This window comes from Nocardia sp. CDC159 (genome assembly GCF_023740735.1).
Classification (GTDB): domain Bacteria; phylum Actinomycetota; class Actinomycetes; order Mycobacteriales; family Mycobacteriaceae; genus Nocardia; species Nocardia pulmonis.
Genome location: NZ_JAMRXH010000007.1, coordinates 1 through 21,430 on the forward strand (window position 1 = coordinate 1; position 21,430 = coordinate 21,430).

Sequence of the window (21,430 nt, forward strand, 5' to 3'; positions counted from 1 at the left end):
GCCTCAAACAACACCGTGCTGTCGCCACCCGCTACGAGAAACTCGCCACCCGCTACTTGGCCGTCATCCAGGTCGCCGCCATCGACCAATGGCTCTGACACAACACCTACTTCGAGACACGGCCTAGGTGTGCTCGGCCAGATATTCGATGTACAGCGGCCGCAGTGCTTCGGCCACCTTGCCCTCGCCCGCGTGCACGTAGTCGTGCAGCAGCGGCAGCACGTACTTGATGTCGACCTCGCTCTCGCCCAGGTCGCCGGCGGCGGCCTCGGCGGCGGGGATCTGCTCCAGCAGCCCCCACAGGAACTTCACATCGGCGTGCTTGACCGCGTACTCCACCGCGCGGTCGTGCAGCTCCTTCGACGACAGCTGTTCGAGTTGTTCGACGTCGGCCATGGGCTCGACTCTATCGGCTCCTCGTGGGCGGCACCGATGCCGCCGGCGGTCGAGCACCTGCGCAGCGATCGGTGCGTGCGCGGCGAGATCTGTGTCACATCACGGTTTTCCGCGGACAGCCCTGCCGAGCTGGGCGTTAACGGGATCTTCACCGACACGCCCGCTATCCCGGAGGCCGGAATCACGAATCGGCGCTAACGTCGTGAGTGCGGGCCGCGTCGGTGTGGCTCGTACGGGAGGTCCTGATCGTGACTGAGCAACTCAGTGCGAGGGGGCCGGCACCCGGCCCCTGGGTCTTTTGACCCCAGGGCGGACCGGCCCAGCGAGAACGTCCGTGCGGGTGTAGCACGGACAACAAAGGAGCCCACCGTGACTGATGCACGCTCCGTCATCGCTCCCTCGAAAGCCCGCTCGACCAAGAGCGGAGGCTCCGGAAAGGGAGCCCGCGCCTCGCAGACTGGATCTGCCTCCAAGACCTTCGTGATCGACACCTCCGTCCTGCTGTCGGACCCCTGGGCCGTCACGCGCTTCGGAGAACACCATGTGGTGCTGCCCCTGGTGGTCATCAGCGAACTCGAAGCGAAACGCCACCACCACGAGCTCGGCTGGTTCGCGCGGGAGGCCCTGCGCATGCTCGACGACCTGCGGGTCGCCCACGGCCGACTCGATCAGCGAATTCCGATCGGCACCGACGGCGGCACCCTGCAGGTGGAGCTCAATCACACCGATCCGAATGTCCTTCCGGTCGGATTCCGCACCGACACCAACGATTCCCGCATCCTGGCCTGCGCGCTCAATCTGGCGGCCGAGGGCAGCGAGGTCGTGCTGGTGTCGAAGGATATTCCGCTGCGAGTCAAGGCCAGCGCGGTGGGCCTGCACGCCGACGAGTACCACGCGCAGGACGTCATCACCTCCGGCTGGACCGGCATGGCCGAACTCGACGTCAGCGCCGAATGCGTCGACCGGCTCTACGCCGAATCGGTCATCGACGTGGACGAGGCCCGGGACCTGCCCTGTCACACCGGCATTCGGCTGCTCGGTGCCAACGGCAGCGCCCTGGCCCGGGTCACCCCGGACAAGCGGGTGCAGCTGGTGCGCGGCGACCGGGAGGCCTTCGGTCTGCACGGCCGCTCGGCCGAGCAGCGGATCGCACTGGATCTGCTGCTCGACGAGAGTGTGGGCATCGTCTCGCTGGGCGGTAAGGCGGGCACCGGCAAATCCGCGCTGGCGCTGATGGCGGGTCTGGAGGCCGTGCTGGAGCGGCGATCCCACCGCAAGGTCGTGGTGTTCCGGCCGCTGTACGCGGTCGGCGGGCAGGAGCTGGGCTACCTGCCGGGCACCGAGGCCGAGAAGATGGGACCGTGGGCGCAGGCGGTGTTCGACACCCTCGAGGGGCTCGCCAGCACCGAGGTGCTCGAGGAGGTGCTCAGCCGCGGCATGCTCGAGGTGCTGCCGCTGACCCACATTCGCGGCCGCTCGCTGCACGATTCGTTCGTGATCGTCGACGAGGCGCAGTCGCTCGAGCGCAATGTGCTGCTCACGGTGCTGAGCCGCTTGGGCAGCGGGTCGCGGGTGGTGCTCACCCATGACGTCGCCCAGCGCGACAACCTGCGCGTCGGTCGGCACGACGGCGTGGCCGCGGTGATCGAAAAGCTGAAGGGTCATCCGCTTTTCGCCCACATCACCCTGACCCGCAGCGAGCGCTCGCCGATCGCCGCCCTGGTCACCGAGATGCTGGAGGAATACGGGCCGAACTCCTGAGCTCAGCAAATACATGGGGTGTGTTTCACCTCACAGGTGACGGGTATATTTCGCCCTGTTAGGTGTTCGGCGCGGTTTCGGACGAAGTTCTGCGATTCGCCGGACCTTAGCCGGACAGCGGCCTGAGTTGCCGGTGGTGCCGCGGCGCCACCGGCAACGTCACCTTCGAGAGGATGGACATGCACCACTTCGCTCGACGTTCGGCTGTTCTCACCATGACCCTCGCCGCCGGAACCCTGCTGTTCACCGGCTGCGGCAAGGACGACGACAAGGACGCCTCGACCAAGGCATCCGACGCCATGAACAGCGCCTCGGCCGCCATGAGCAGCGCGGGTTCGGCAATGGCCAGCGCGGGTTCGGCGATGAGCAGTGCCGCCGAGGCGGCCACCGAGACCAAGATCGCGACCCAGAACGGCGACATCACCGTCTCCGGCAAGATCCTGGCCAAGTACACCGAAATGGGCGGCCCCGCGGGTACGCTCAGCCAGCCCACCGGATCCGCGGTGAGTGGTCCGGAGGGCGGCTCGTGCCAGGAGTTCGTCGGCGGCGCGATCTGCTACAGCGACAAGACCGGCCCGCATGTGGTGTGGGGCGAGATCCGCAAGGCGTGGGAGGCCGACGGCGGGGTGAACGGCAAGCTGGGCTACCCCACCGAGGACGAGAAGGACATCCCGGGCGGTAAGCAGAGCGACTTCACTGGCGGCAGCATCACCTGGGTGAACAACCAGACCTCGGTGACCCTGAAGTAGTCGGTCGCGCGCGGCCCGGGACGAGGGCGTTTCCGGGCCGTAGCCGTTGTCTGCCACATTTTTTCGCCACGATCGGTAGGTTGGCTGCGTGCAAAGTGTCTTGTCCGACCGTGAGCTGCTGGAAAAGCTCGCGGACGAGGTGGAAGTGAATCTGCGGCGACATGTGGCCGAGGCCGCCGAATGGCAGCCGCACGACTATGTGCCGTGGGACGATGGGCGCAATTTCGCCTTCCTGGGCGGAACCGACTGGGCGCCCGAGCAAGCCGAGCTCGGCGAGGTCGCCAAGCTGGCGCTGACCGTGAGCGTGCTGATCGCCGACAATCTGCCCTCGTATCACCGCGAGATCGGCAAGTATCTGCGCACCGGCCCGTGGTGGCGGTGGGTCGGCCGCTGGACGGCCGAGGAGAACCGGCACGAGATCATGATCCGCAACTACCTCATGGTCTCGCGTGCGGTGGATCCGGTGGAACTCGAGCGCATGCGGATGGCGCATATGACCGCCGGATTCCGCCGCCCCGCGATGCATCTGATGGACGTGCTCGCCACCTGCGCCCTCGAGGAGGCGGCCGCCGCGATCCGGCATCGCAACACCGCGGCGCTGGGGGAGAACCCGATCGTCACCGATATCGCCGAGCGGCTGGCCGCCGATGACGAGCTGCAGACGGTCTTCTTCGCCAACCTCGTTGCCGCGGGCCTGGATCTGGCCCCCGACCAGACCGTGCGCGCGATCGCCGACCGCATCGCCGACTTCCACGTCCCCGAGGTCACTCTCGCCGACGGTCGCGGCAGCACCGAGGTGCTCGCCGCGGCGGGCATCTACGACCCGAAGCGTGAGGACGAACTCGTCTTCGCGCCGCTGCTGGAGCGCTGGAACATCTTCTCCCGCACCGATTTCGGCGAGGCGGGCGAGCTGGCCCGCGCCGAACTGGCGCGGCTGCGGCGCGGCGCCTAGGCCGGGCGGCGCGGCCGGAGGCCGCGCAAGATTCCGACGCCCAGGCCGCGCAGCAGGTTCTCCCAGCTGAAGTGGTCGTGCCAGAGCGTGATGCGGCCGTCGACGAGTTCGAAGGTGCCGCATACCCAGAAGCCGAATTCGATCGGTCCGAAGCGCAGATAATCGGTGCGCTCGGTGAGTACGGTTTGACCCTCGGCGGCCGGATGGCCCTCGGATTCCGCGGCGATGTGCTGTATGTCGACGCGGAATCCGACCAGCCCGCGGTCCAGCAGGCGCAGGATCGATCCCACCCGCTCGGCCCCGCGCATATCGGGCAGCGAGGTGTTCTTCCAGACGACGCCCGGGTCGAGCAGTTCGACCGCCTCGTCCACCGCCTTCATCTCGAGCGCGGCCAGGAACTCCCGCACCGTGGTGACCGCGCTCTGCTGTAGTTCCGGAGTCTCGGACATGTGCTGACTCTAGGCCCGCCCCGGGGTTGGTGGGCGATGTTCCCGCGGCGAATCGCGGTCGCTGAGGTCAGCGGCGGTCGGTGAGGGCGGCCAGGCCGTCGAGGATGCGGTCGATGCCGAAGTGCAGCGCGTTGTTCTGACTCTCCGGCGGTCCCGATTCGGTGAATGCCGCCAGCACATGCGGATAGTCGGCGGCCCGTCCGGCCAGCGTCTGGAGCAATTGCTTGCCCAGCTCGGCCTCGATGTTCTCGTCGGGAACGCCCGCGGACTGCTGGGCGAGGCTGCGCGCGTGGCCGGTCAGCAGCACGACGGCGTCCAACCGTTCGGAACCGTTGAGTGCCGTATCGGCGAGCGCGGCCAGGGCGGCCTCGGTCCAGGCGACCTCGCGGGGGCCGAACGGGCGAATGCCGATGGCGATCTCCAGCACCCAGGGGTGGCCTCGCATGCGATCGTGCAGTTCGACCGTCCACCGTCGCAGCCGCGCCCGCCACGGCTGCTCGGTCGAATCCTGCTGTGCGGCGGTCAGTTCCGGTGGGGGGCCGTAGGCCTCGTCGATCATGAGCGCGGTCAGCTCGGCCTTGCCCGGCACGTAGCGATACAGCGCCATCTTCGCGCAGCCCAGCTGTTCGGCCAGGCGCGCCATGGACAGATTCGCCAGGCCCTCGGCATCGGCGAGTTCGATGGCGGCGGCCACGATCCGGTCCAGCGACAGCGACGGTTTGGGACCGCGCCGGGGGCGTTGCGGGCTGCCCCACAGCAGTTCGAGAGCGGTTGGCGACATGGTATCCATCCTGGCCGAAAAGAGGCTTGACCATCAAACTGCGTCCGACATACGCTAAAAAGCGTCCACTAGACGCAGTTGTGAAATTCGGAGCACTCAATGCGCGAACAGACCGTTCTCATCTCCGGCGCGGGCATCGCCGGTCCCGCCCTCGCCTACTGGCTGCATCGGTACGGCTTCGCGGTCACGGTGGTGGAGAAGGCGCCGGGGCTGCGTCCCGGTGGCCAGGCCGTCGACTTCAAGGGGCGGACGCATCTGACCGTCGTGGAACGCATGGGCGTCCTGGACGAGATCCGCCGCCGCGAGACCGGGCGGACCGATGTGATTTACGTCGACGACCAGGGCCGCGAGCGTGCCCGGTTGACCGGCGAATTCCTCGGCGGTGCCGTGGAGATCCTGCGCGGCGACCTCAGCGAGGTTCTGTACGAGCCGACGGCCGAGGACTGCGAGTACATCTTCGGCGATTCGATTGCCGCGCTGCACGAGACCGCCTCGGGCGTGCGGGTCGAGTTCCGGCACGCGCCCGCGCGGACCTTCGATCTGGTCGTCGGGTGCGACGGCATTCATTCGGCGGTACGACGGCTGGCCTTCGGGCCGGAGCGTGAACTGGTCGAACACCTCGGTTACTACTACTGCGTGGCCGGTGCGGCGGGTCGGGACGCGGATCCGGCACGGCGCGAGCGCAATACAGAACGCGGCTGGCACGCCCCGGGGCGGCTGGCGGTCGATGGCGGGTCCAAGGCGGCGCAGTTCTACGTCTTCGCCGCGCCCGCATTGGCTTACGACCGTAGTGATATTCCGGCGCAGCGCCGTATTGTCACGGAGCGGTTCGCCCAGATGGGCGGTGGCGTTCCGGCGATGCTGGCCGAGCTCGAGCAGTTGCCGGACGTCTACCTCGATTCGATCAGCCGGAGCCGTATGAACGGGCGCTACACCAGTGGCCGGATGGCTCTGGTCGGCGACTCCGCCTACGGCAACACCCTCGCGGGCTTCGGCACCGGCCTCGCCGTGGTGGGCGCCTACGTGCTGGCGGGGGAACTGGCGCTGGCAGATGGCGACCATCGGGTGGCCTATGCGCGCTACAACGAGATCATGCGCCGCTACGCGAAAACCGCGGGCAAAGCCACCGCCGGACCATTTCTCGCCCCGAAGACGGCGCTGGGTGTCCGGTTGCGCAATTGGTTCCTGCGGTCGCGGGCGTTCGACCTGATGGTGAAGTTCGGCGACGACGCCGCGAACGACATCGATCTGAAGGATTATCCGCGCCTGATCGACGGCCGAATTCGGGGAATCACCGCGGCGGGCTGACACGGGTGTGGGTATGGCGGCTCGCGCCGTCATACCCACCGACCGCGTTGTTCAAATGAGGATCCCGAGGCCCGCTGCCAGGGCCTTCAGCCCCACGCCGAGAAGAGCCACGAAGCCGGTTGCGAGTGCACCCAACATTGTTCTTTCCTTTCTTCGAACATCCGCGTTGTGCGGACATTTAGCTAATCGCTAGCTACAGGTGATGTGTTTCACATCCCGCTTCGGGAAAGGAAAATCGGTCTCCGACTGCGGCGTCGTGCGGAGTTACTTCTTCGAGTCGTCGACCTTCGCCATGGAAAGTACGTCGAGACGCCGATCCAACTCCTCCTCCGACAGCTTGTCGCCGATCAGCCCGCGATCGATGACGGTCTGCCGGATGGTCTTCTTCTCCTTCAGGGCCTGCTTGGCCACCGCTGCGGCCTCCTCGTAACCGATCGCCGAATTCAGCGGGGTCACGATCGAGGGCGAGGATTCGGCCAGCTGCCGCAGGTGGTCCACATTGGCGACCAGTCCGGTGATGCACTTGTCGGCAAACAATCGGGAAACATTGGCCAGCAGGCGAATCGACTCCAGCACATTGCGGGCCATCATCGGGATGTAGACGTTCAATTCGAACGCGCCGTTGCCGCCGCCCCAGGCAATGGCCGCATCGTTGCCGATGACCTGCGCCGCGACCTGCGTAACCGCCTCCGGCAGTACCGGATTCACCTTGCCCGGCATGATCGAGGAGCCCGGCTGCAGATCCGGCAGCTGAATTTCGGCCAGGCCGGTCAGTGGGCCCGAACCCATCCAGCGAATGTCGTTGGCGATCTTGGTCAGCGAAATGGCGACCGTGCGCAGTGCGCCGGACACCTCGACCAGGCCGTCACGGGCGGCCTGCGCCTCGAAATGGTCACGCGCCTCGGACAATTCATCGAGGCCGGTGGACCTGCGCAGCTCCGCGACGACTTTCGCGCCGAATCCGGCGGGCGCGTTGAGTCCGGTCCCGACCGCGGTGCCGCCGATGGCCAGCTCACCCAGCCGCGGCAGCGTCGCGATCAGGCGCTCGATACCCGAGGACACCTGGCGGGTGTAGCCGCCGAATTCCTGGCCGAGGGTGACCGGCACCGCGTCCATCAGATGGGTGCGACCGGACTTCACCACCGTATGCCACTCGGTGGCCTTGTCCAGCAGGCGAAGTCGCAGATGGTCCAGCGCCGGGATGAGATCCTTCACCACCGCCTCGGTGGCGGCGACGTGGGTGGCGGTGGGGAAGGTGTCGTTGGACGACTGCGACATGTTCACGTCGTCGTTCGGGTGCACGGTCACCCCGCGGGCGGCGGCCAGGCTCGCGATCACCTCGTTGGCGTTCATATTCGAGCTGGTGCCCGAGCCGGTCTGAAACACGTCGATCGGGAACTGATCGTCGTGGCGGCCCTCGGCGATCTCGGTCGCGGCGGCGATGATGGCCTCGGCCTTGGTGGCGTCCAGCAGGCCCAGGTCCCGGTTCACCGCGGCGCATGCGGCCTTGAGCAGGCCCAGCGCGCGGATCTGGGCGCGTTCGAGGCCGCGGCCGCTGATCGGGAAGTTCTCCACCGCGCGCTGGGTCTGCGCGCGCCACAGCGCGTTCACCGGAACGCGGACCTCTCCCATCGTGTCTTTCTCGATGCGATACTGCTGCTCCTCGGTCATATTCCCGACCCTATGCCCGCGCGCGACCGAAGTGGGGAGCTACGCCCTGAGGGCTTTCGCACACGCGGCCGCGGGAATAGCGGCCGCGGGCGGTCAGGACGAGAACAGCATCTTGCCGAAGCCGCGGCGCTTGTGGTGGCCGTGCCCGTGGCCGTAGTGCCCGGGGTTGCCCCACATCGGAGCCGGGGCGCCCGGCGGCGGGGGCGGTGCGTAGTGGGATTCGAACTGCGACAGGGCCTCCAGCTCACCGTAGTCCAGGAAGATCCCGCGGCAGTTGGAGCACTGTTCGATCTGCACCCCGCTGCGGTTGTGAGTGTGCATATGACCGTGACATTTCGGACATTTCATGGGATGTGTTACCCCTGTTCTCGCGACGCAACTCGGCCGTTGCCGTATGCGTCAACCACGATACGTGAGCGTGGTCATCCGGCGGCAGCAGTCGATCAACGCGAGATCGAATTCGTCCAGTGCCGGACCGGCTTTCGCGATCGCCAGCGCCGCCGCCTGAATCACCAGCGCCCGCGCCGGGACGTCCAGCGCCTCCCACACGTCGCCGTCCCGCGGCACGGCCCGGCCGCCCGCGCTCCGATAGGCCGTCAGGAAGCGTTGCCACGCAACCGGATCCAGGATGCCCGCGGCGAAGAACGCGGCGGGGCGGGCCAGATCCCAGACGGGATCGCCCAGTCCCAGATCATCGACGTCGACCAGCCGCCATTCGCCGAGTGCGCTCGGGCGGATCAGCTGGCCGAGGTGGAAATCGCCGTGCACCAGGGTTTTCGGGGCCTGAGTGAGCGGGGGCAGGGTGGCGTAGGCCCGCAGCACCACCTCGGCGGCGGAGCGATGTTCGGATGCGTGCGCCCGCAATCGAGCCAGCGCGCGCCGGACACGCGCCGGACCGCCCGCTACCGGCAGCTCGATGTGGGCGCGCGGGTGCGGTAGCGGCTCGGTGGCTGGACCACTGGCCGTGGGGTGCCTGTCCTCGGTGCGCAGGCCCGATGCCGCGCCGTTCGACCGCCCGGAGTCGTCCCCCGGCGGTGCGCTCGTGACCGAGTGCAGCCGCGCCAGCAGCTCCGCCGCCTGCTCCCAGGGCGCGGCATCCGGCTCGTCGGGGTCCACCGGCCGCCCGTACGGCCATGCCGTGATCGGCCGCCCCGCGCCGATGCGGTACAGATTGTCGCCGATCGCGATGGGCGCCAGCAGGATCCGCCCTGACCCCGGATCGGCGGCGAGCCCCAGCCGGGCGCGCAGTGCCGCCGCGTCGGTATCGGCGGGATGCGCCTTGACCACTATTTCGCCGATGCGAACCACCACGGCGTCCTCGCGATCGGACAGCACCTCGGGTTCACCCCGGCCCCCGGCTTCCCGCGCGGCTCGCACCAGCGCGGTCCACAGGTCATCTTCAGTAGTCATCGGTCCCGCACATTACGAACAAGTACTGCGCCCGGTGGACCCGGGTGTCTCGGGCCGACCCGCAAGGGTTGCGGTCACGAGGCCGCGAATCCGCCGGAGCGAAGCGGAGGCCGAATTGCGGAGGCCAAAATTACGGCAGCGGTGGGACGGCGTGCTCGTCGCCGACGAAGTCGACCGAGGAGTACTCGCGCAGCTTGGTCAGCCGGTGGTAGGAGTCGATCATCCGGACGGTGCCGGACTTGGAGCGCATCACGATCGACTGGGTGTACGCGCCGCCGCCGTAGTAGCGCACGCCCTTGAGCAGTTCGCCGTCGGTGACGCCGGTGGCGCTGAAGAAGACGTTCTCGCCGGAGACCAGATCTTCGGTGCCCAGGATGCGGTCCAGGTCGTGACCCGCGTCGATGGCCTTCTGCCGTTCCTCGTCGTCCTTCGGCGCGAGCTTGCCCTGCAGCGCGCCGCCCAGGCAGCGCATGGCGGCCGCGGCGATGATGCCCTCGGGCGTGCCGCCGATGCCGATCAGCACGTCGGTGCCGGACTCGGGGCGGGCGCAGGCGATGGCCCCGGCCACATCGCCGTCGGAGATCAGGCGGATGCGGGCGCCCGCATCGCGAACCTCCTGGATGTGCCGGCCGTGGCGGGGCCGGTCGAGAATACAGACGGTCAGATCGGAGACCGAGGAGTTCTTGGCCTTGGCGACCCGGCGCAGGTTCTCCGCGATCGGCGCGGACAGGTCGATCACATCGGCGGCCTCCGGGCCGACCGCGATCTTCTCCATGTAGAACACCGCCGAGGGATCGAACATCGCGCCCCGCTCGGCCACCGCGAGCACCGAGATGGCGCCGGGGGAACCCTTCGACATCAGGGTGGTGCCGTCGATCGGATCGACGGCGAAGTCGACCTCGGGGCCGGTGCCGTCGCCGACGAGTTCGCCGTTGTACAGCATCGGCGCCTCGTCCTTCTCGCCCTCGCCGATGACGACGATGCCGCGCATCGACACCGAGGCCACCAGCTGGCGCATGGCGTCGACGGCCGCGCCGTCGCCGCCCTCCTTGTCGCCCCGGCCGACCCAGCGCCCGGCAGCCATCGCCCCCGCCTCGGTCACCCGGACCAGCTCCATGGCGAGGTTGCGGTCCGGTGCCTCGCGGCGGCTGGGTGCGGGCGTGGATGCCGTCATTACGGTGCCTCCTCAGATCGTCTACTGCTGGGTAAATTGTCGCAGAATGCTTCCCCTCGCCATTCAGGTACCGCCGTTCCATTTCCGTATGGAGAGGGTGCCGATGATCACAGCCGGGTGGTCCCCGGCAAACCCCGCCGTCGGGCTGTGGATACTTGGGGCGTGTCTTCCAAGCCGCGGATCCTCAACGACTACAAGGACCTGTTCTGGTCTCTGATTCCGCTGGTGTTGATCTGCGTGGTGTTCGCGGCGGTCGCCCAACAGTGCAGCGTCTCGACGAACGGGCCCACCCCGGGCAAGGTCCCGGACTTCGACCTGCACGACGCCCTGCGCGACGACGCCCGCACGCTGCCCTTCCCGATCCGCGAACCCAGCCTCCCGGCGGACTGGCGGCCGAATTCGGGCAGTCGCGACACGGTCACCGGCACCGGCGGGGGAGCGGTCAGCACGGTCGGCTTCCTCACCCCGCAGGGCACCTACATGCAGCTGACCCAGTCCAACGCGACCGTCGAGGCCCTGGCCAACCACATCGAGAAGACCCGCACCCCCAGCGGCACCCAGAAGGTCGCCGATCAGGTCTGGACCGTCTATCACGTCCAGGGCAGCGAACCGGCCTGGATCACCGACCTCGGCCCGGTCCGTCTGCTGGTCAAGGGCGCGGGCAATCAGGCCGCCTACACCACCCTCGCCGCCGCGGCCACCGCGGCGCAGCCGATCCGGCCCTGAGCCGCCCCGACTTGTCGGTGGTCCCCCTTAAGCTGAGGCCACTATCCGAAGCCATGAGGGGGAGACCATGGACGTCGACTGGCCCACGCAACTCGCCGACCAACTCGATTGGCACTGGCACAACCAGATGCGGCCCCGATTCGAGGGTTTGACGGATGCCGAATATTTCTGGGAGCCCGTCCCCGACTGCTGGTCGGTGCGCCCGCGCGCGGCCGACGACCAGCCGGGCGTCGGACCCTTCACCGTCGATTTCGCCTTTCCCGCACCGGATCCCGCGCCGGTCACCACAATTTCCTGGCGGCTCGCCCATATCATCGTCGGGGTCTTCGGCATGCGGACGGCCACCCATTTCGGCGGCCCACCCGTGTCCTACGACACCTATCCCTATGCCGGAACGGCCGCGGCGGCGCTGGATCAACTCGACCAGGGCTACGCGCTGTGGTCGGCGGGCGTGCGGGGATTGCGTCCGGAGGATCTGGCCCGCCCCTGCGGCCCGGCCGAGGGCAATTACGCCGACCGCCCGCTCGCGATGCTGATTCTGCACATCAATCGGGAGGCCATCCACCACGGCGCGGAGATCGCCCTTTTGCGCGATCTCTATCTACACCGGTCCTGAAGCGGCGTTGGGTATGCGTTGATCCCGGCCGCGCTCTGCCGGGATTCGGTTACGGTTAGCGGGTGGATCGCGCGGACTTCGGTTGGCTCGAGGAGGCATTGGGGCAGCCGGTCGGTGACGCGACGGCCGCCGAGTGGGGGATCGCGAACGGCACCGAGATCGTGACGTTGCTGGACGGCACGCGAGTCGCCGTGCAGCGGTATCGCAGACGGGCGGATGCCGAGCGGCGCATGCGGATTCTGGCCGCCCTGCGAGAACCGGCCGCCGCCAAGGCGATTCCGATCCAGTCGATCCGCTCGGCCGATCCGGCGGCCGAGCCACCCTGGATCGCCTTCGAGGAGTTACCGGGCACACCGGCCGCTGCCGAAGTCACCCCCGCCAGTCCGCAATTTCCCGAGCTGGCTCACGAAATGGGTCAGTTGCTGGCCGATTTCTCCGGATTGCATTGCCCGGATCTGGAACTCGACGACTCGTGGGCGCGCCCGCGCTATCTGGCCGCCCGCGCCGATGCCTGGGCCGAATGCCTCGCCCCGGTCCTGACCGCGAACCAGATCACCGCGATCGAGGACGTGCTCGACGACCTGCCCGACCTGTTCGAAGGCCGCCCCGCGGTCCTGGCGCACGGTGAGTTCGTCCCCGCCAATGTGCTCGTCGAGGGCACGAAGGTCACCGGCCTGCTCGAGCTCGACTCCGTCCGCCTGGCCGATCCGCTCTTCGACGTCGCCTGGTGGGGCTGGTCGGTGAGTCTCGCGGGCCCGGAGGTGATGACCGACGCCTGGCCCGCCTTCCTGCAGGGCGCGGGCATGGACCCGGCCGATCTCACCCTCGCCGAACGGGTTCGGTACCTGCAGCTGATCCGCATGCTGGAGATGCTGGCCGACCACGATCTCGCCCCGGACCTGTGGCGCACCGTGCACGAACGCCTGTCCCGCACGCTGGCCGCGATCAGCGGTGACTGACGACCGCGACCCGGCGGATCATCGATCGCTCCCGGCGTCGCGCCGGGAGATCGCGTCCTCGACCCGCTTGCGCGCTCCCGCCAGATGCTCCTCGCAGCGATTGGCCAGCGCCTCGCCACGCTCCCACAGCGCCAGCGAATCGTCGAGGTCCATGCCGCCCTGCTCCAGCATCTTCACGACATTGACCAGCTCGTCGCGGGCGCGTTCGTAACCGAAGGTCGCGATCTCGGCGAGGTCATCGTCGCTCATCGGCGGACTCCTTCTGCGAGTGAGTGCTTATCGGCTGACTGCCGAGCGTGGCGGCGGTGACCGCGCCGTCGGCGACCCGGATGCGCAGCTGGCTGCCGGGCGGGGCGTCGGCGACCGTGCGGATCACATGCCGCTCCTTACCCGAAACCCGTTGCACCACAGCGTATCCGCGCGCCAGTGTGGCGGCCGGGCCGACCGCGGTGAGCTTGTCGAGCAGGTGCCGGGTGGTGGTCGACTGGGTGGTGAGGATGTGGCCGACGGCCCGGCGCGCCGCGGTGCGCAGCCGCTCGGCCTCGTCGTAGCGCTGATCCAGCAGTCGCAGCGGCTCCGCCAGCACCGGCCGGGAACGCAGCTGCGCCAGCGCGCGGGCCTCGCGCTCCACCCAGCCCCGCAGCGCCGCGGCCGAGCGCTCGCGCTGCTCGCGGATCAGGGCGAGTTCGGCGGCGGCATCGGGGACGATGCGCTTGGCGGCATCGGTCGGGGTCGCCGCGCGCAGGTCGGCGACGTAATCGCTGAGCGGATTGTCCGGCTCGTGGCCGATGGCGCTCACGATCGGGGTGGTCGCGGCCACGATCGCGCGGCACAGCGTCTCGTCGGAGAACGGCAGCAGATCCTCCACGCTGCCGCCGCCGCGGGCCAGCACGATCACCTCGACCTCCGGATTGCGGTCGAGCTCGGCCAGCGCCTCCAGCATCTGTGGCACCGCGGTCGGGCCCTGCACGGCGGTGTTGCGCACCTCGAACCGCACCGCGGGCCAGCGGCTGCGGGCCACGGTCAGCACATCGTGTTCGGCCGCACTCGCCCGCCCGGTGATCAGGCCGATGGTCTTGGGCAGGAACGGAATCGGGCGCTTGAGGCGGGGATCGAACAGGCCCTCGGCGGCCAGCAGCGCCTTCAGCCGCTCGATGCGGGCCAGCAACTCGCCGATGCCCACCGGGCGAATCTCGGTGACCCGCAGCGAAATCGTGCCGCGCCCGGTGAAGTACGACAGCTTGCCGTACACCACCACCCGGCTGCCCTCCTGCAGCGGCACGGCCGCCGCGCGCAACAGCTCCGACTCGCACGTGACCGACAGCGACATATCGGCGGCCGGATCGCGCAGCACCAGAAACGCCGTGCGCGCACCCGGGCGCAGGTTGATCTGGGTGATCTGGCCCTCGACCCAAACGCTGCCGAGCCGATCGATCCACTGTGCGACCTTGACGGCGATACTGCGGACCGGCCACGGGTTCTCGGGCGTACTCGCGGGTCGGCCGGGCGCATCGGCCCGGCCGGTCGGCGACTGATTGCTGGGTTCGGTCACTTGGCCTGCACTGTGGCGATCCGATTCGTCAGCATGGTCACGAAGGGCGCGCGATTGCGGGTCTCGAGCTCGTAGTCGAGCAGGGCGGCGAGGTCGTCGAGGGTCAGCACGCGCAGGCGGGCACGCAGCTGGGCCAGGGTCATGGTGGCGTAGTCGTAGCGGACGGCGACCTCGGGTTCGGAAGGCGCTGTCGCGGCGGGGGTCTCCTCGCGATCCGCACCGGGCTCCGGGGCGTCCGCGGCCTGTTCCGGCTCGGCGGCGGTTTCCGCGGTGGTCGGCTGCGGTGCGGTGAAGTTGCTTTCGGGCGCGGGCGGGCGCGGGGTGGCATCGCTTTCCGCGGCGGGCGGCTGGGGTGCGGTGAAGGTGGATTCGGCCGGAGCGGGATCGGGTTCGCCATAAAGATCGAAACGGCTCATCCGGTTCGGTTGCGGCTGGATACCGAACGTTTGCTCATCGGTCTCGTCCTCGTCGAAAGTTGCCCATTCCGGCTGTTCGACGGGACGGTTGGCCAGGCGATCGAATACGGCGTCGCCCTTCAATGCCAGGCTGGTCACGAACTGCTGTGCGTGCATGGTGGTCTGCAGCAGCTGACTGATGGCGGTGATCGGGAAATTCATTGCGACCGTGGGTAGCCGACGAGTTTCCTCTATCGCGTAAACGGCGGCACCGGCGGCAACCCGGGCGATGAACGGGGGTCGAAACATGGACATAGCCTGCCCGAAACGCGGTGCGATGCAAAGAGGAAGATATAGCCCCCGGCCCCTGCGCCCCCGCGCGTTTCCGGCCATACGAGTCAGGTGCCCCTCAGGTTGCTCGCGAAATCGGTTGTTCCGTTTGTCGAGGATATATGGGCCGCGCCGGGTGGTGTGCGGGCGGCCACTCGAGGTGGCCGCCCGGGCCGGTACACGTAAGCTTGGAGCCATGTCGTCGGCTATCCCCTTGAACGTCGGAATCGCGCGGTCGCCCGAGTCCGCTGTGACCGGTGCCACGAAGCGGGTGCTGCTCGCCGAGCCGCGTGGTTACTGCGCGGGCGTGGACCGGGCGGTGGAGACCGTGGAGCGCACGCTGGAGAAGCACGGCGCCCCGATCTACGTGCGCAAGGAGATCGTGCACAACCGCCACGTGGTCGAGACGCTACGCGAGCGCGGCGTGGTGTTCGTCGACGATACCGACGAGGTGCCCGAGGGTGCGGTCGTGGTGTTCTCCGCGCACGGGGTCTCGCCCGCGGTGCACGAGGCCGCGGCCGCGCGCAATCTGCACACCATCGACGCCACCTGCCCGCTGGTGACCAAGGTGCACCAGGAGGCCAAGCGCTTCGCCCGCGACGACTACGACATCCTGCTGATCGGCCACGAGGGTCACGAGGAGGTCGAGGGCACCGCTGGCGAGGCCCCCGACCACGTGCAGCTGGTGGACGGCCCCGACTCGGTCGAGAACGTCACCGTCCGCGACGAGAACAAGGTGATCTGGCTCTCCCAGACCACCCTGTCGGTGGACGAGACCATGGAAACCGTCCAGCGCCTGCGTGAGCGCTTCCCCAATCTGCAGGACCCGCCCAGTGACGACATCTGCTACGCCACCTCCAACCGCCAGACCGCGGTCAAGGCCATGGCCCCCGCCTGCGATCTGGTGATCGTCGTCGGGTCGCGCAACTCCTCCAACTCCAAGCGGCTGGTCGAGGTCGCCCTCGGTGCGGGCGCCAAGGCCGCCTATCTGGTCGACTTCGCCCGCGAGGTCGATCCCGCCTGGTTCGAGGGCGTCCGGACGGTCGGCGTGACCTCCGGGGCCTCGGTCCCCGAGATCCTCGTCCGCGGCGTCCTGGACCTCCTCGCCGACCACGGCTACGCCGACGTACAACCGGTGACCACCGCCAACGAAACCCTGGTCTTCTCCCTTCCCCGCGAACTGCGCGCCGCCCGCCGCTGACCGAGGCCGGGCGGCAGGCGTCAGCGCGGGCCCACCGTCGACTTGCGCATCCCGGAGTCGAAGATGTCGTTGGCGATGGCGAGGCCGAGCGGGAGGCCGCCGATCACCGGCCGCGGCGCGAAGTCGAACTCCCAGTGCACTCCGAGCCAGATCCGGCTGCGCCCGTTCTCGACGATCATCTGCCAGAGCCCGTCGGGGAAGTCGCGAACGTGCCGAGGGCGCACCGCGCCGGAGTTGTCCCTGGTGACCCCGTTCAACTCGTCGGAGACGAAGGTGAGCCCGTCCGCGAGGCGGTCCGGATTCATATCCTCGGCGGCGATGCCGTAGAACCGCCGGGTGATGTGCAGGGCGGCCGCTCCGAACGCCGCATGTCCGGACGGGTAGGCGGGAAAGTTCGGGGTGAAGTTCCGATTCGCCGAATTGGACGCCGGTGACCCCAGAGGCAGCCAGTCGATCTGGGCATCGGTATCGATATCGTTGCCGCCCCGCTCGGCGGCCGGTCCCGTCGAGGGATCGTGTTCCCGGATACCGACGATCGGCCGCCACAGGTCGTGCCGGTACTTCTCCTCCCACGCCAGAATGCCCGCGTCGGCCATGGCGACATTGATCAGCGCGAACAGCCGGGCGTTGTCCTCGGTCGAATTGTTCCGGTGCGTGGCGATCTCGCGCACGATCTGGTTGTAGAGCCGCGGCGGCGTCCCGATGCCGTTCGCCCCGTCGTAGGCCCAGAACACGCCGATGAGGGTCCGCTCCTCGGTCCGACGCCGCCGGTCGGGCGGCAGGCTCTCGACGAGAAAATCCGGCACGGTGGCCAGCAGTTCGGGTGCGATACCGGTGACACGGACGATCCGCAGCGCCTCCAGATATACCTGGTTGCCGCGCGGCGGATCCTCGTTGCGGTGCCGCCGCGTCGCGGAGAACAGCTTGGATCGCGCGCCGTAGAACGGGCCGTGGAAGCCCTGGCCCGGGTTGAACGGATCGACCCGGTGCCGGAAGCGCGCGGGCGAGGGACGGTATCCGGCGTCGCTCACGCCGGGATCGCCCGCGCGGTCCGCGAGAATCCGCTCGGCGACGAGCCTGCCGAAGCGCAGCCCGTCCGCCACGCCGGGACCACTCAGGCCCGGATAGGCCAGAGCCCGGTCGAAGGCCTCCGCCTGGCTCGGAAACAAGGCCCGCAGCGCGGCGTGCGCGGCGCCCGCCACCGCGGCGTCCGGGTCGGCCCCCGGCGGCGCCGGGGGCAGGTCCGGAAGATACGGGCGATACCTCGCGCTCGGACCGAGCGCCCCGATGTACCCGTCGTACATCGCCAACTGCACGATCGCCAATGCCCGCGCACTCAGCGGCGGCCCGGTCTGCTCTCCGGCCCCATTACTGTGGCTGATCCGATTCGCTTCCAGCGCAACGGCGTTCCAGTACAGGATCGAATCCATGAGTCCCCCTCGGATGCGTTTGCTCCAGTCCAGCATCCGCAGCCGCCGCGGCGCAGCCCGAAAATGCCGTGGCACCGCTGATCACGGCAGTAGCTGTAACGGGTTCGGGGGTGCTGCGATGTAACCGGTGTGGGTACGGTGCCGGGCGTCGGTGGGCCGAACGGCACCGTGGAACCGGGTGTGGGAAGAGGGGTCATCCGGCGCCGCGTGCCGCCCGGCGGGCAGTGCCGGTGCGGTGCGTCGGTGGTTCAGCGTTCTATCCGGCCCGAATCGCGTTCGCGGTAGCGGACATTGGGGCGCGGGTGCGGGGGGACATCGCCGTTGTACCGGTCTCGAGTGCGCCGCGGCGGATCGGCCGCGGCACGTTCGGAGCCGCGGGAATAGCCGGAGCCGGGGGCGACCCGGGGCGGGCGCTCGGCGGTCTTGCCGGTGGTGCGGCGGGTGGTCCGGGCCGAGGCGTCCGGGTCCGGCTTGGGCGCGGCATCGGATCGGCCGCGGCGGCGCGGGGTTTCGGTCGAGGCCGCGGGCCGGTTACGGCGGGCGCGCTCGGCCGAGGACGGCCGCGGCCCTCGCGAGTCGCCCGTGCGGGACCGGTCGCCGCCTTTGCGCGGCCCCTCGTCCTGGCGATGCATGTACACCCGCACGCCACCGATCGCGAGCACCAGCAGGGTCGCGATCGCCATCAGCGGGAACCGATTCACCAGCGGGATGGCCAGATTCAGCAGGACATCCTTGACCGAGGTCGAACTATGGCCGATCAGTTGCTGATAGGCCAGGGGAACCGCGACGAACAGCAATAACGGCGGCGTCACCATGGCGGTGAACAGGCCGCGATAGCGCACCACGAGCGCCGCCAGCACACATCCGAGGATGTAGCAGGCGGCGAACACATGGGTCAGCTCCTTGCCGCTGCCTCCGGCATCGATGAAGAATCCGATGAACGTGCACGCCACCGCGATCAACACCGCCGCGCCGGCCGGGACGCCGGGCACCGACGGGATGATCGATCGGTGCGATGCGAGCACCTCGGATCGGTCGCGTTGGGTAGCTGCCACGTAAAGCACACTATCTGTAGCGACCGAACCGTGTGTCGAGGCCGGGCGGATGGGCAGGTCAGTCGCTGGTGTCGGTGCCGCTCACCGCCCGTGGCCAGGCGTCCACCCGCCGGATCTCCGGCACCTCCCGCTCCCCGATCTCCATCTCGTGCAGCCGGCGCGCGGTCACCATCACCCGCGACTCCACCGTGGCGACGGTCTGATTGAACGCCTCCACCGATTTACCCAGCGCGGCCCCCAGCCGGTCCAGATGCGTCCCGGTCGTGCGCAGCCGCGTGTACAGCTCCCGGCCCAATTGCTGAATCGTTGCCACATCTCGGGACAGCGCCTCCTGCCGCCAGCCGTAGGCCACGGTGCGCAGCAATGCGATCAGCGTGGTCGGCGTCGCCAAGATCACGTTTCGGCCGAAGGCATATTCCAGCAACCCGGCATCGGCGCTGAGCGCGGCATCCAGGAACGGATCTCCGGGTACGAAGAGCACCACGAACTCGGGGGAGGGGTCGAATGCCGCCCAGTACGCCTTGTCGGCGAGCTGATCCACGTGGGCGCGTAGATGTTTGGCATGCCGGGTCAGATGTTCGGTGCGCAGCCGCGGATCGTCCTCGGCACTGGCGTCCAGATAGGCGGTCAACGGGACCTTGGCGTCGACCACGATCTGCCGCCCACCCGCCAGCCGCACTACCAGATCCGGCCGCACCCCGCCGTCGCGCCCGGTGCCGCTGACCTGGGTGTCGAAATCGCAGTGCCGCGACATCCCCGCCAACTCCACGACCCGCTCCAGCTGGATTTCGCCCCACCGCCCGCGCACCTGGGGCGCTCGCAACGCTGACACCAGCTGACCGGTCTGAGTCGACAGCTGATGCGACAGCCGCTGCATCCCCGCCACCTGTTCGCGCAGACCGGAATAGGCGTTGATCCGGTTGTGCTCGACCTGGCGAACGTGCTGCTCCAGCGCCCCCACCGCCTCCCGCAGCGGATCCACCAGCGCCCCGATCGCATGCGAATTGCGCCGCGCCGCATCCTCGCTCGCCGCGCTCAACGACTGCCGCAGCAGTCGCTCGTTGTCGCGCAGCGCCGCCAAGCGCGCCTCGGCGCTCGCCGCGCGCTGCCCCGCCCGCGCGGCATGCCCCAGCCACCCCAGTCCCAACCCGGCACAGAACACCAACAGCAGCGCGAACAGCATCGGTGCGGTCATGGGAGCAGATAGTGCCCCATCCCACCGACAAGTCCGCGCAACCCGCAATTACCTAGCACTTGCTTGTGGCGCTTTTGCGCCAGGTCCGGCCCGGCGGTTTCGACTCTGTCGGTGCGATGGCCTACGGTTTCGCGGCATGCGGATGCTGCACACCTCGGACTGGCATATCGGGCGCACCTTCCACGGCGTCGATCTGCTTGCCGACCAGGAGCGTTCGCTGGAATCGATCGCCGAGATCGTGGCCGAGGAGCGGGTCGACGCGGTGTTGCTGCCGGGTGACGTGTACGATCGCTCGATTCCCAGTGCCGACGCGATCGCGGTGTGCAACAGGGGTTTCGAGGCGATTCGTGCCGCCGGGGCGGTGATCGTCGCCACGTCGGGCAATCACGACTCCCCGACGCGGCTCGGCGCGCTGGGCAGTTTCGCCGCCGCCGGTGGGTTGCATCTGCGCACCACGGTCGCCGACGCGGACCGGCCGGTGCTGCTGTCCGACGAGCACGGCGAGATCGCCTGCTACGGCATCCCCTACCTGGAGCCGGAGATCACCCGCGCCGAACTCGGTGTGCCCCAGGCACGTTCGCATGCCGAGATCCTCGACGCCGCGATGGCGCGCGTCCGCGCCGATCTCGCGCGCCGCGGCACGCCCCGCTCGGTAGTGCTGGCGCACGCCTTCGTGGTGGGCGGCGAGGCGACCGGTTCGGAGCGTTCCATCTCGGTGGGCGGCGTCGAGACGGTCCCGGCGAGCGCCTTCGACGGCGTCGACTACGTGGCCCTCGGCCATCTGCACTCGCCGCAGACGCTCACCGACTCCATCCGCTATTCCGGTTCTCCCCTGCCGTACTCCTTCGCCGAGCGCTCGCACCGAAAGGCCGTGTGGTTGTTGGATTTCGATGCCACCGGCCTCGCCCGGGTCCGCCGCCGCGACCTCCCCCTGATTCGCGGCCTTGCCCAGCTCACCGGCGACCTGGACACATTGCTCGCCGACCCCGCCCATTCCGAATACGAGGACCACTACGTCTCGGCCACCCTCACCGACCACGCCCGCCCCGTAGACCCCCTCCGCCGCCTCCGCACCCGCTTCCCCCACGCCGTCCACGTCGAATGGTCCCGCCCCGAAGCCAGTTCCCCCCTCCACTACCGCGAACGAGTCCACGGCCGCCGCGACACCGAAATAGCCCAAAGCTTCCTCACCGACGTCCGCAGCACCCCCACCCCCACCGAACTGCACTGGCTCGAACGAGCCCTGACCGCAGCCACCTCCCACCCCGAGCACACCATCCCCATGGCCGACGAGCTCACGGCATGACCACAACCCCATTT

22 protein-coding genes are annotated in these 21,430 nt (G+C 68.8%); 9 read left to right on the top strand and 13 right to left on the bottom strand.

Going from position 1 to position 21,430, the window contains the following annotated elements; genetic code table 11:
• Positions 1-123: 123 nt before the first annotated feature.
• Positions 124-396, bottom strand: coding sequence for a hypothetical protein (locus NDR87_RS16980; protein WP_251914210.1), 273 nt, complete (start codon positions 394-396; stop codon positions 124-126).
• Positions 397-786: 390 nt separating this feature from the next.
• On the opposite strand from NDR87_RS16980, the gene NDR87_RS16985 reads away from it, so the two are divergent.
• From NDR87_RS16985 to NDR87_RS16995, 3 genes are all read left to right on the top strand, one after another.
• Positions 787-2,157 carry a PhoH family protein gene (locus NDR87_RS16985; RefSeq protein WP_251914258.1) on the top strand — a complete coding sequence of 457 codons (1,371 nt, stop codon included), beginning with the start codon at positions 787-789 and terminating at the stop codon, positions 2,155-2,157.
• Positions 2,158-2,336: 179 nt separating this feature from the next.
• The gene (locus NDR87_RS16990; protein WP_251914208.1) at positions 2,337-2,906 is read left to right on the top strand and encodes an LGFP repeat-containing protein; all 570 of its coding nucleotides are present in this window, start codon (positions 2,337-2,339) and stop codon (positions 2,904-2,906) included.
• An 88-nt stretch (positions 2,907-2,994) separates the two neighbouring features.
• On the top strand, positions 2,995-3,858 hold the full coding sequence (locus NDR87_RS16995; protein ID WP_251914206.1) for an acyl-ACP desaturase: 864 nt from the start codon (positions 2,995-2,997) through the stop codon (positions 3,856-3,858).
• Here NDR87_RS16995 and NDR87_RS17000 read toward each other — a convergent pair.
• Together NDR87_RS17000 and NDR87_RS17005 are read right to left on the bottom strand one after the other, a co-directional pair.
• Positions 3,855-4,307, bottom strand: coding sequence for a limonene-1,2-epoxide hydrolase family protein (locus tag NDR87_RS17000; protein WP_251914204.1), 453 nt, complete (start codon positions 4,305-4,307; stop codon positions 3,855-3,857). The two genes, NDR87_RS16995 and NDR87_RS17000, sit on opposite strands and share 4 nt — an antisense overlap.
• Positions 4,308-4,374: 67 nt before the next feature.
• Complete coding sequence (locus NDR87_RS17005; protein WP_308212105.1) at positions 4,375-5,088, bottom strand: helix-turn-helix domain-containing protein; 714 nt, start codon at positions 5,086-5,088, stop codon at positions 4,375-4,377.
• Between the two features lie 99 nt (positions 5,089-5,187).
• Between NDR87_RS17005 and NDR87_RS17010 the strand changes: the two genes are divergently transcribed.
• A complete protein-coding gene (locus NDR87_RS17010) occupies positions 5,188-6,396 on the top strand; it encodes an FAD-dependent monooxygenase (protein WP_251914202.1) in 1,209 nt (402 codons plus the stop codon).
• Between the two features lie 264 nt (positions 6,397-6,660).
• Here the strand turns inward: NDR87_RS17010 and NDR87_RS17015 are convergent, their stop codons facing one another.
• The 4 genes from NDR87_RS17015 to glpX form a co-directional block, all read right to left on the bottom strand.
• A complete protein-coding gene (locus NDR87_RS17015) occupies positions 6,661-8,067 on the bottom strand; it encodes a class II fumarate hydratase (RefSeq protein ID WP_251914201.1) in 1,407 nt (468 codons plus the stop codon).
• Between the two features lie 93 nt (positions 8,068-8,160).
• Positions 8,161-8,415: a zf-TFIIB domain-containing protein gene (locus tag NDR87_RS17020; RefSeq protein WP_286013678.1), complete on the bottom strand. Its 255-nt coding sequence runs from the start codon at positions 8,413-8,415 to the stop codon at positions 8,161-8,163.
• Positions 8,416-8,466: 51 nt separating this feature from the next.
• Positions 8,467-9,477: a phosphotransferase family protein gene (locus NDR87_RS17025; RefSeq protein WP_251914198.1), complete on the bottom strand. Its 1,011-nt coding sequence runs from the start codon at positions 9,475-9,477 to the stop codon at positions 8,467-8,469.
• Positions 9,478-9,607: 130 nt separating this feature from the next.
• Entirely contained in the window at positions 9,608-10,651 is a 1,044-nt protein-coding gene (glpX, locus tag NDR87_RS17030) for a class II fructose-bisphosphatase (RefSeq protein ID WP_251914197.1), read from the bottom strand.
• Positions 10,652-10,813: 162 nt separating this feature from the next.
• Here glpX and NDR87_RS17035 point away from each other — a divergent pair, with 162 nt between their 5' ends.
• The 3 genes from NDR87_RS17035 (at position 10,814) to NDR87_RS17045 (ending at position 12,952) form a co-directional block, all read left to right on the top strand.
• On the top strand, positions 10,814-11,377 hold the full coding sequence (locus NDR87_RS17035; RefSeq protein ID WP_251914196.1) for a DUF4245 domain-containing protein: 564 nt from the start codon (positions 10,814-10,816) through the stop codon (positions 11,375-11,377).
• 67 nt (positions 11,378-11,444) lie between these two features.
• The gene (locus NDR87_RS17040; protein ID WP_251914195.1) at positions 11,445-11,993 is read left to right on the top strand and encodes a DinB family protein; all 549 of its coding nucleotides are present in this window, start codon (positions 11,445-11,447) and stop codon (positions 11,991-11,993) included.
• 62 nt (positions 11,994-12,055) lie between these two features.
• Positions 12,056-12,952, top strand: a complete 897-nt coding sequence (locus NDR87_RS17045) for an aminoglycoside phosphotransferase family protein (RefSeq protein WP_251914194.1) — start codon at positions 12,056-12,058, stop codon at positions 12,950-12,952.
• Positions 12,953-12,970: 18 nt separating this feature from the next.
• Here the strand turns inward: NDR87_RS17045 and NDR87_RS17050 are convergent, their stop codons facing one another.
• From NDR87_RS17050 to NDR87_RS17060, 3 genes are read right to left on the bottom strand one after another with little or no spacing between them, the layout of a single operon-like run.
• Positions 12,971-13,201 carry an exodeoxyribonuclease VII small subunit gene (locus NDR87_RS17050; RefSeq protein WP_251914193.1) on the bottom strand — a complete coding sequence of 77 codons (231 nt, stop codon included), beginning with the start codon at positions 13,199-13,201 and terminating at the stop codon, positions 12,971-12,973.
• The gene (xseA, locus tag NDR87_RS17055) at positions 13,188-14,504 is read right to left on the bottom strand and encodes an exodeoxyribonuclease VII large subunit (RefSeq protein WP_251914192.1); all 1,317 of its coding nucleotides are present in this window, start codon (positions 14,502-14,504) and stop codon (positions 13,188-13,190) included. The genes NDR87_RS17050 and xseA overlap by 14 nt, the downstream gene beginning before the upstream one ends.
• Positions 14,501-15,208 (bottom strand): lipid droplet-associated protein, encoded by a 708-nt coding sequence (locus tag NDR87_RS17060; protein WP_251914191.1) that lies wholly within the window; start codon positions 15,206-15,208, stop codon positions 14,501-14,503. The genes xseA and NDR87_RS17060 overlap by 4 nt, the downstream gene beginning before the upstream one ends.
• A 217-nt stretch (positions 15,209-15,425) precedes the next feature.
• Here NDR87_RS17060 and NDR87_RS17065 point away from each other — a divergent pair, with 217 nt between their 5' ends.
• Positions 15,426-16,430, top strand: coding sequence for a 4-hydroxy-3-methylbut-2-enyl diphosphate reductase (locus NDR87_RS17065; RefSeq protein WP_251914190.1), 1,005 nt, complete (start codon positions 15,426-15,428; stop codon positions 16,428-16,430).
• Positions 16,431-16,450: 20 nt separating this feature from the next.
• Here the strand turns inward: NDR87_RS17065 and NDR87_RS17070 are convergent, their stop codons facing one another.
• From NDR87_RS17070 to NDR87_RS17080, 3 genes are all read right to left on the bottom strand, one after another.
• On the bottom strand, positions 16,451-17,860 hold the full coding sequence (locus NDR87_RS17070) for a vanadium-dependent haloperoxidase (RefSeq protein ID WP_251914189.1): 1,410 nt from the start codon (positions 17,858-17,860) through the stop codon (positions 16,451-16,453).
• Between the two features lie 248 nt (positions 17,861-18,108).
• Positions 18,109-18,915 (bottom strand): DUF6542 domain-containing protein, encoded by an 807-nt coding sequence (locus NDR87_RS17075; RefSeq protein ID WP_251914188.1) that lies wholly within the window; start codon positions 18,913-18,915, stop codon positions 18,109-18,111.
• A 58-nt stretch (positions 18,916-18,973) separates the two neighbouring features.
• The gene (locus NDR87_RS17080) at positions 18,974-20,110 is read right to left on the bottom strand and encodes a DNA recombination protein RmuC (RefSeq protein WP_251914187.1); all 1,137 of its coding nucleotides are present in this window, start codon (positions 20,108-20,110) and stop codon (positions 18,974-18,976) included.
• A 136-nt stretch (positions 20,111-20,246) separates the two neighbouring features.
• Between NDR87_RS17080 and NDR87_RS17085 the strand changes: the two genes are divergently transcribed.
• A complete protein-coding gene (locus NDR87_RS17085; RefSeq protein ID WP_251914186.1) occupies positions 20,247-21,416 on the top strand; it encodes an exonuclease SbcCD subunit D in 1,170 nt (389 codons plus the stop codon).
• Positions 21,417-21,430: the final 14 nt, after the last annotated feature.

Excerpts from the sequence above, each read along its gene's own strand:
- NDR87_RS17070 (WP_251914189.1), bottom strand. The coding sequence starts at position 17,860 with ATGGATTCGATCCTGTACTGGAACGCCGTTGCGCTGGAAGCGAATCGG.
- glpX (WP_251914197.1), bottom strand. The coding sequence starts at position 10,651 with ATGACGGCATCCACGCCCGCACCCAGCCGCCGCGAGGCACCGGACCGC.
- NDR87_RS17050 (WP_251914193.1), bottom strand. The coding sequence starts at position 13,201 with ATGAGCGACGATGACCTCGCCGAGATCGCGACCTTCGGTTACGAACGC.
- NDR87_RS17000 (WP_251914204.1), bottom strand. The coding sequence starts at position 4,307 with ATGTCCGAGACTCCGGAACTACAGCAGAGCGCGGTCACCACGGTGCGG.
- NDR87_RS17005 (WP_308212105.1), bottom strand. The coding sequence starts at position 5,088 with ATGTCGCCAACCGCTCTCGAACTGCTGTGGGGCAGCCCGCAACGCCCC.
- NDR87_RS17080 (WP_251914187.1), bottom strand. The coding sequence starts at position 20,110 with ATGACCGCACCGATGCTGTTCGCGCTGCTGTTGGTGTTCTGTGCCGGG.
- NDR87_RS16990 (WP_251914208.1), top strand. The coding sequence starts at position 2,337 with ATGCACCACTTCGCTCGACGTTCGGCTGTTCTCACCATGACCCTCGCC.
- NDR87_RS17040 (WP_251914195.1), top strand. The coding sequence starts at position 11,445 with ATGGACGTCGACTGGCCCACGCAACTCGCCGACCAACTCGATTGGCAC.
- NDR87_RS16980 (WP_251914210.1), bottom strand. The coding sequence starts at position 396 with ATGGCCGACGTCGAACAACTCGAACAGCTGTCGTCGAAGGAGCTGCAC.
- NDR87_RS17010 (WP_251914202.1), top strand. The coding sequence starts at position 5,188 with ATGCGCGAACAGACCGTTCTCATCTCCGGCGCGGGCATCGCCGGTCCC.
- NDR87_RS17025 (WP_251914198.1), bottom strand. The coding sequence starts at position 9,477 with ATGACTACTGAAGATGACCTGTGGACCGCGCTGGTGCGAGCCGCGCGG.
- NDR87_RS17015 (WP_251914201.1), bottom strand. The coding sequence starts at position 8,067 with ATGACCGAGGAGCAGCAGTATCGCATCGAGAAAGACACGATGGGAGAG.
- NDR87_RS17085 (WP_251914186.1), top strand. The coding sequence starts at position 20,247 with ATGCGGATGCTGCACACCTCGGACTGGCATATCGGGCGCACCTTCCAC.
- NDR87_RS17020 (WP_286013678.1), bottom strand. The coding sequence starts at position 8,415 with ATGAAATGTCCGAAATGTCACGGTCATATGCACACTCACAACCGCAGC.
- NDR87_RS17065 (WP_251914190.1), top strand. The coding sequence starts at position 15,426 with ATGTCGTCGGCTATCCCCTTGAACGTCGGAATCGCGCGGTCGCCCGAG.
- NDR87_RS17060 (WP_251914191.1), bottom strand. The coding sequence starts at position 15,208 with ATGTTTCGACCCCCGTTCATCGCCCGGGTTGCCGCCGGTGCCGCCGTT.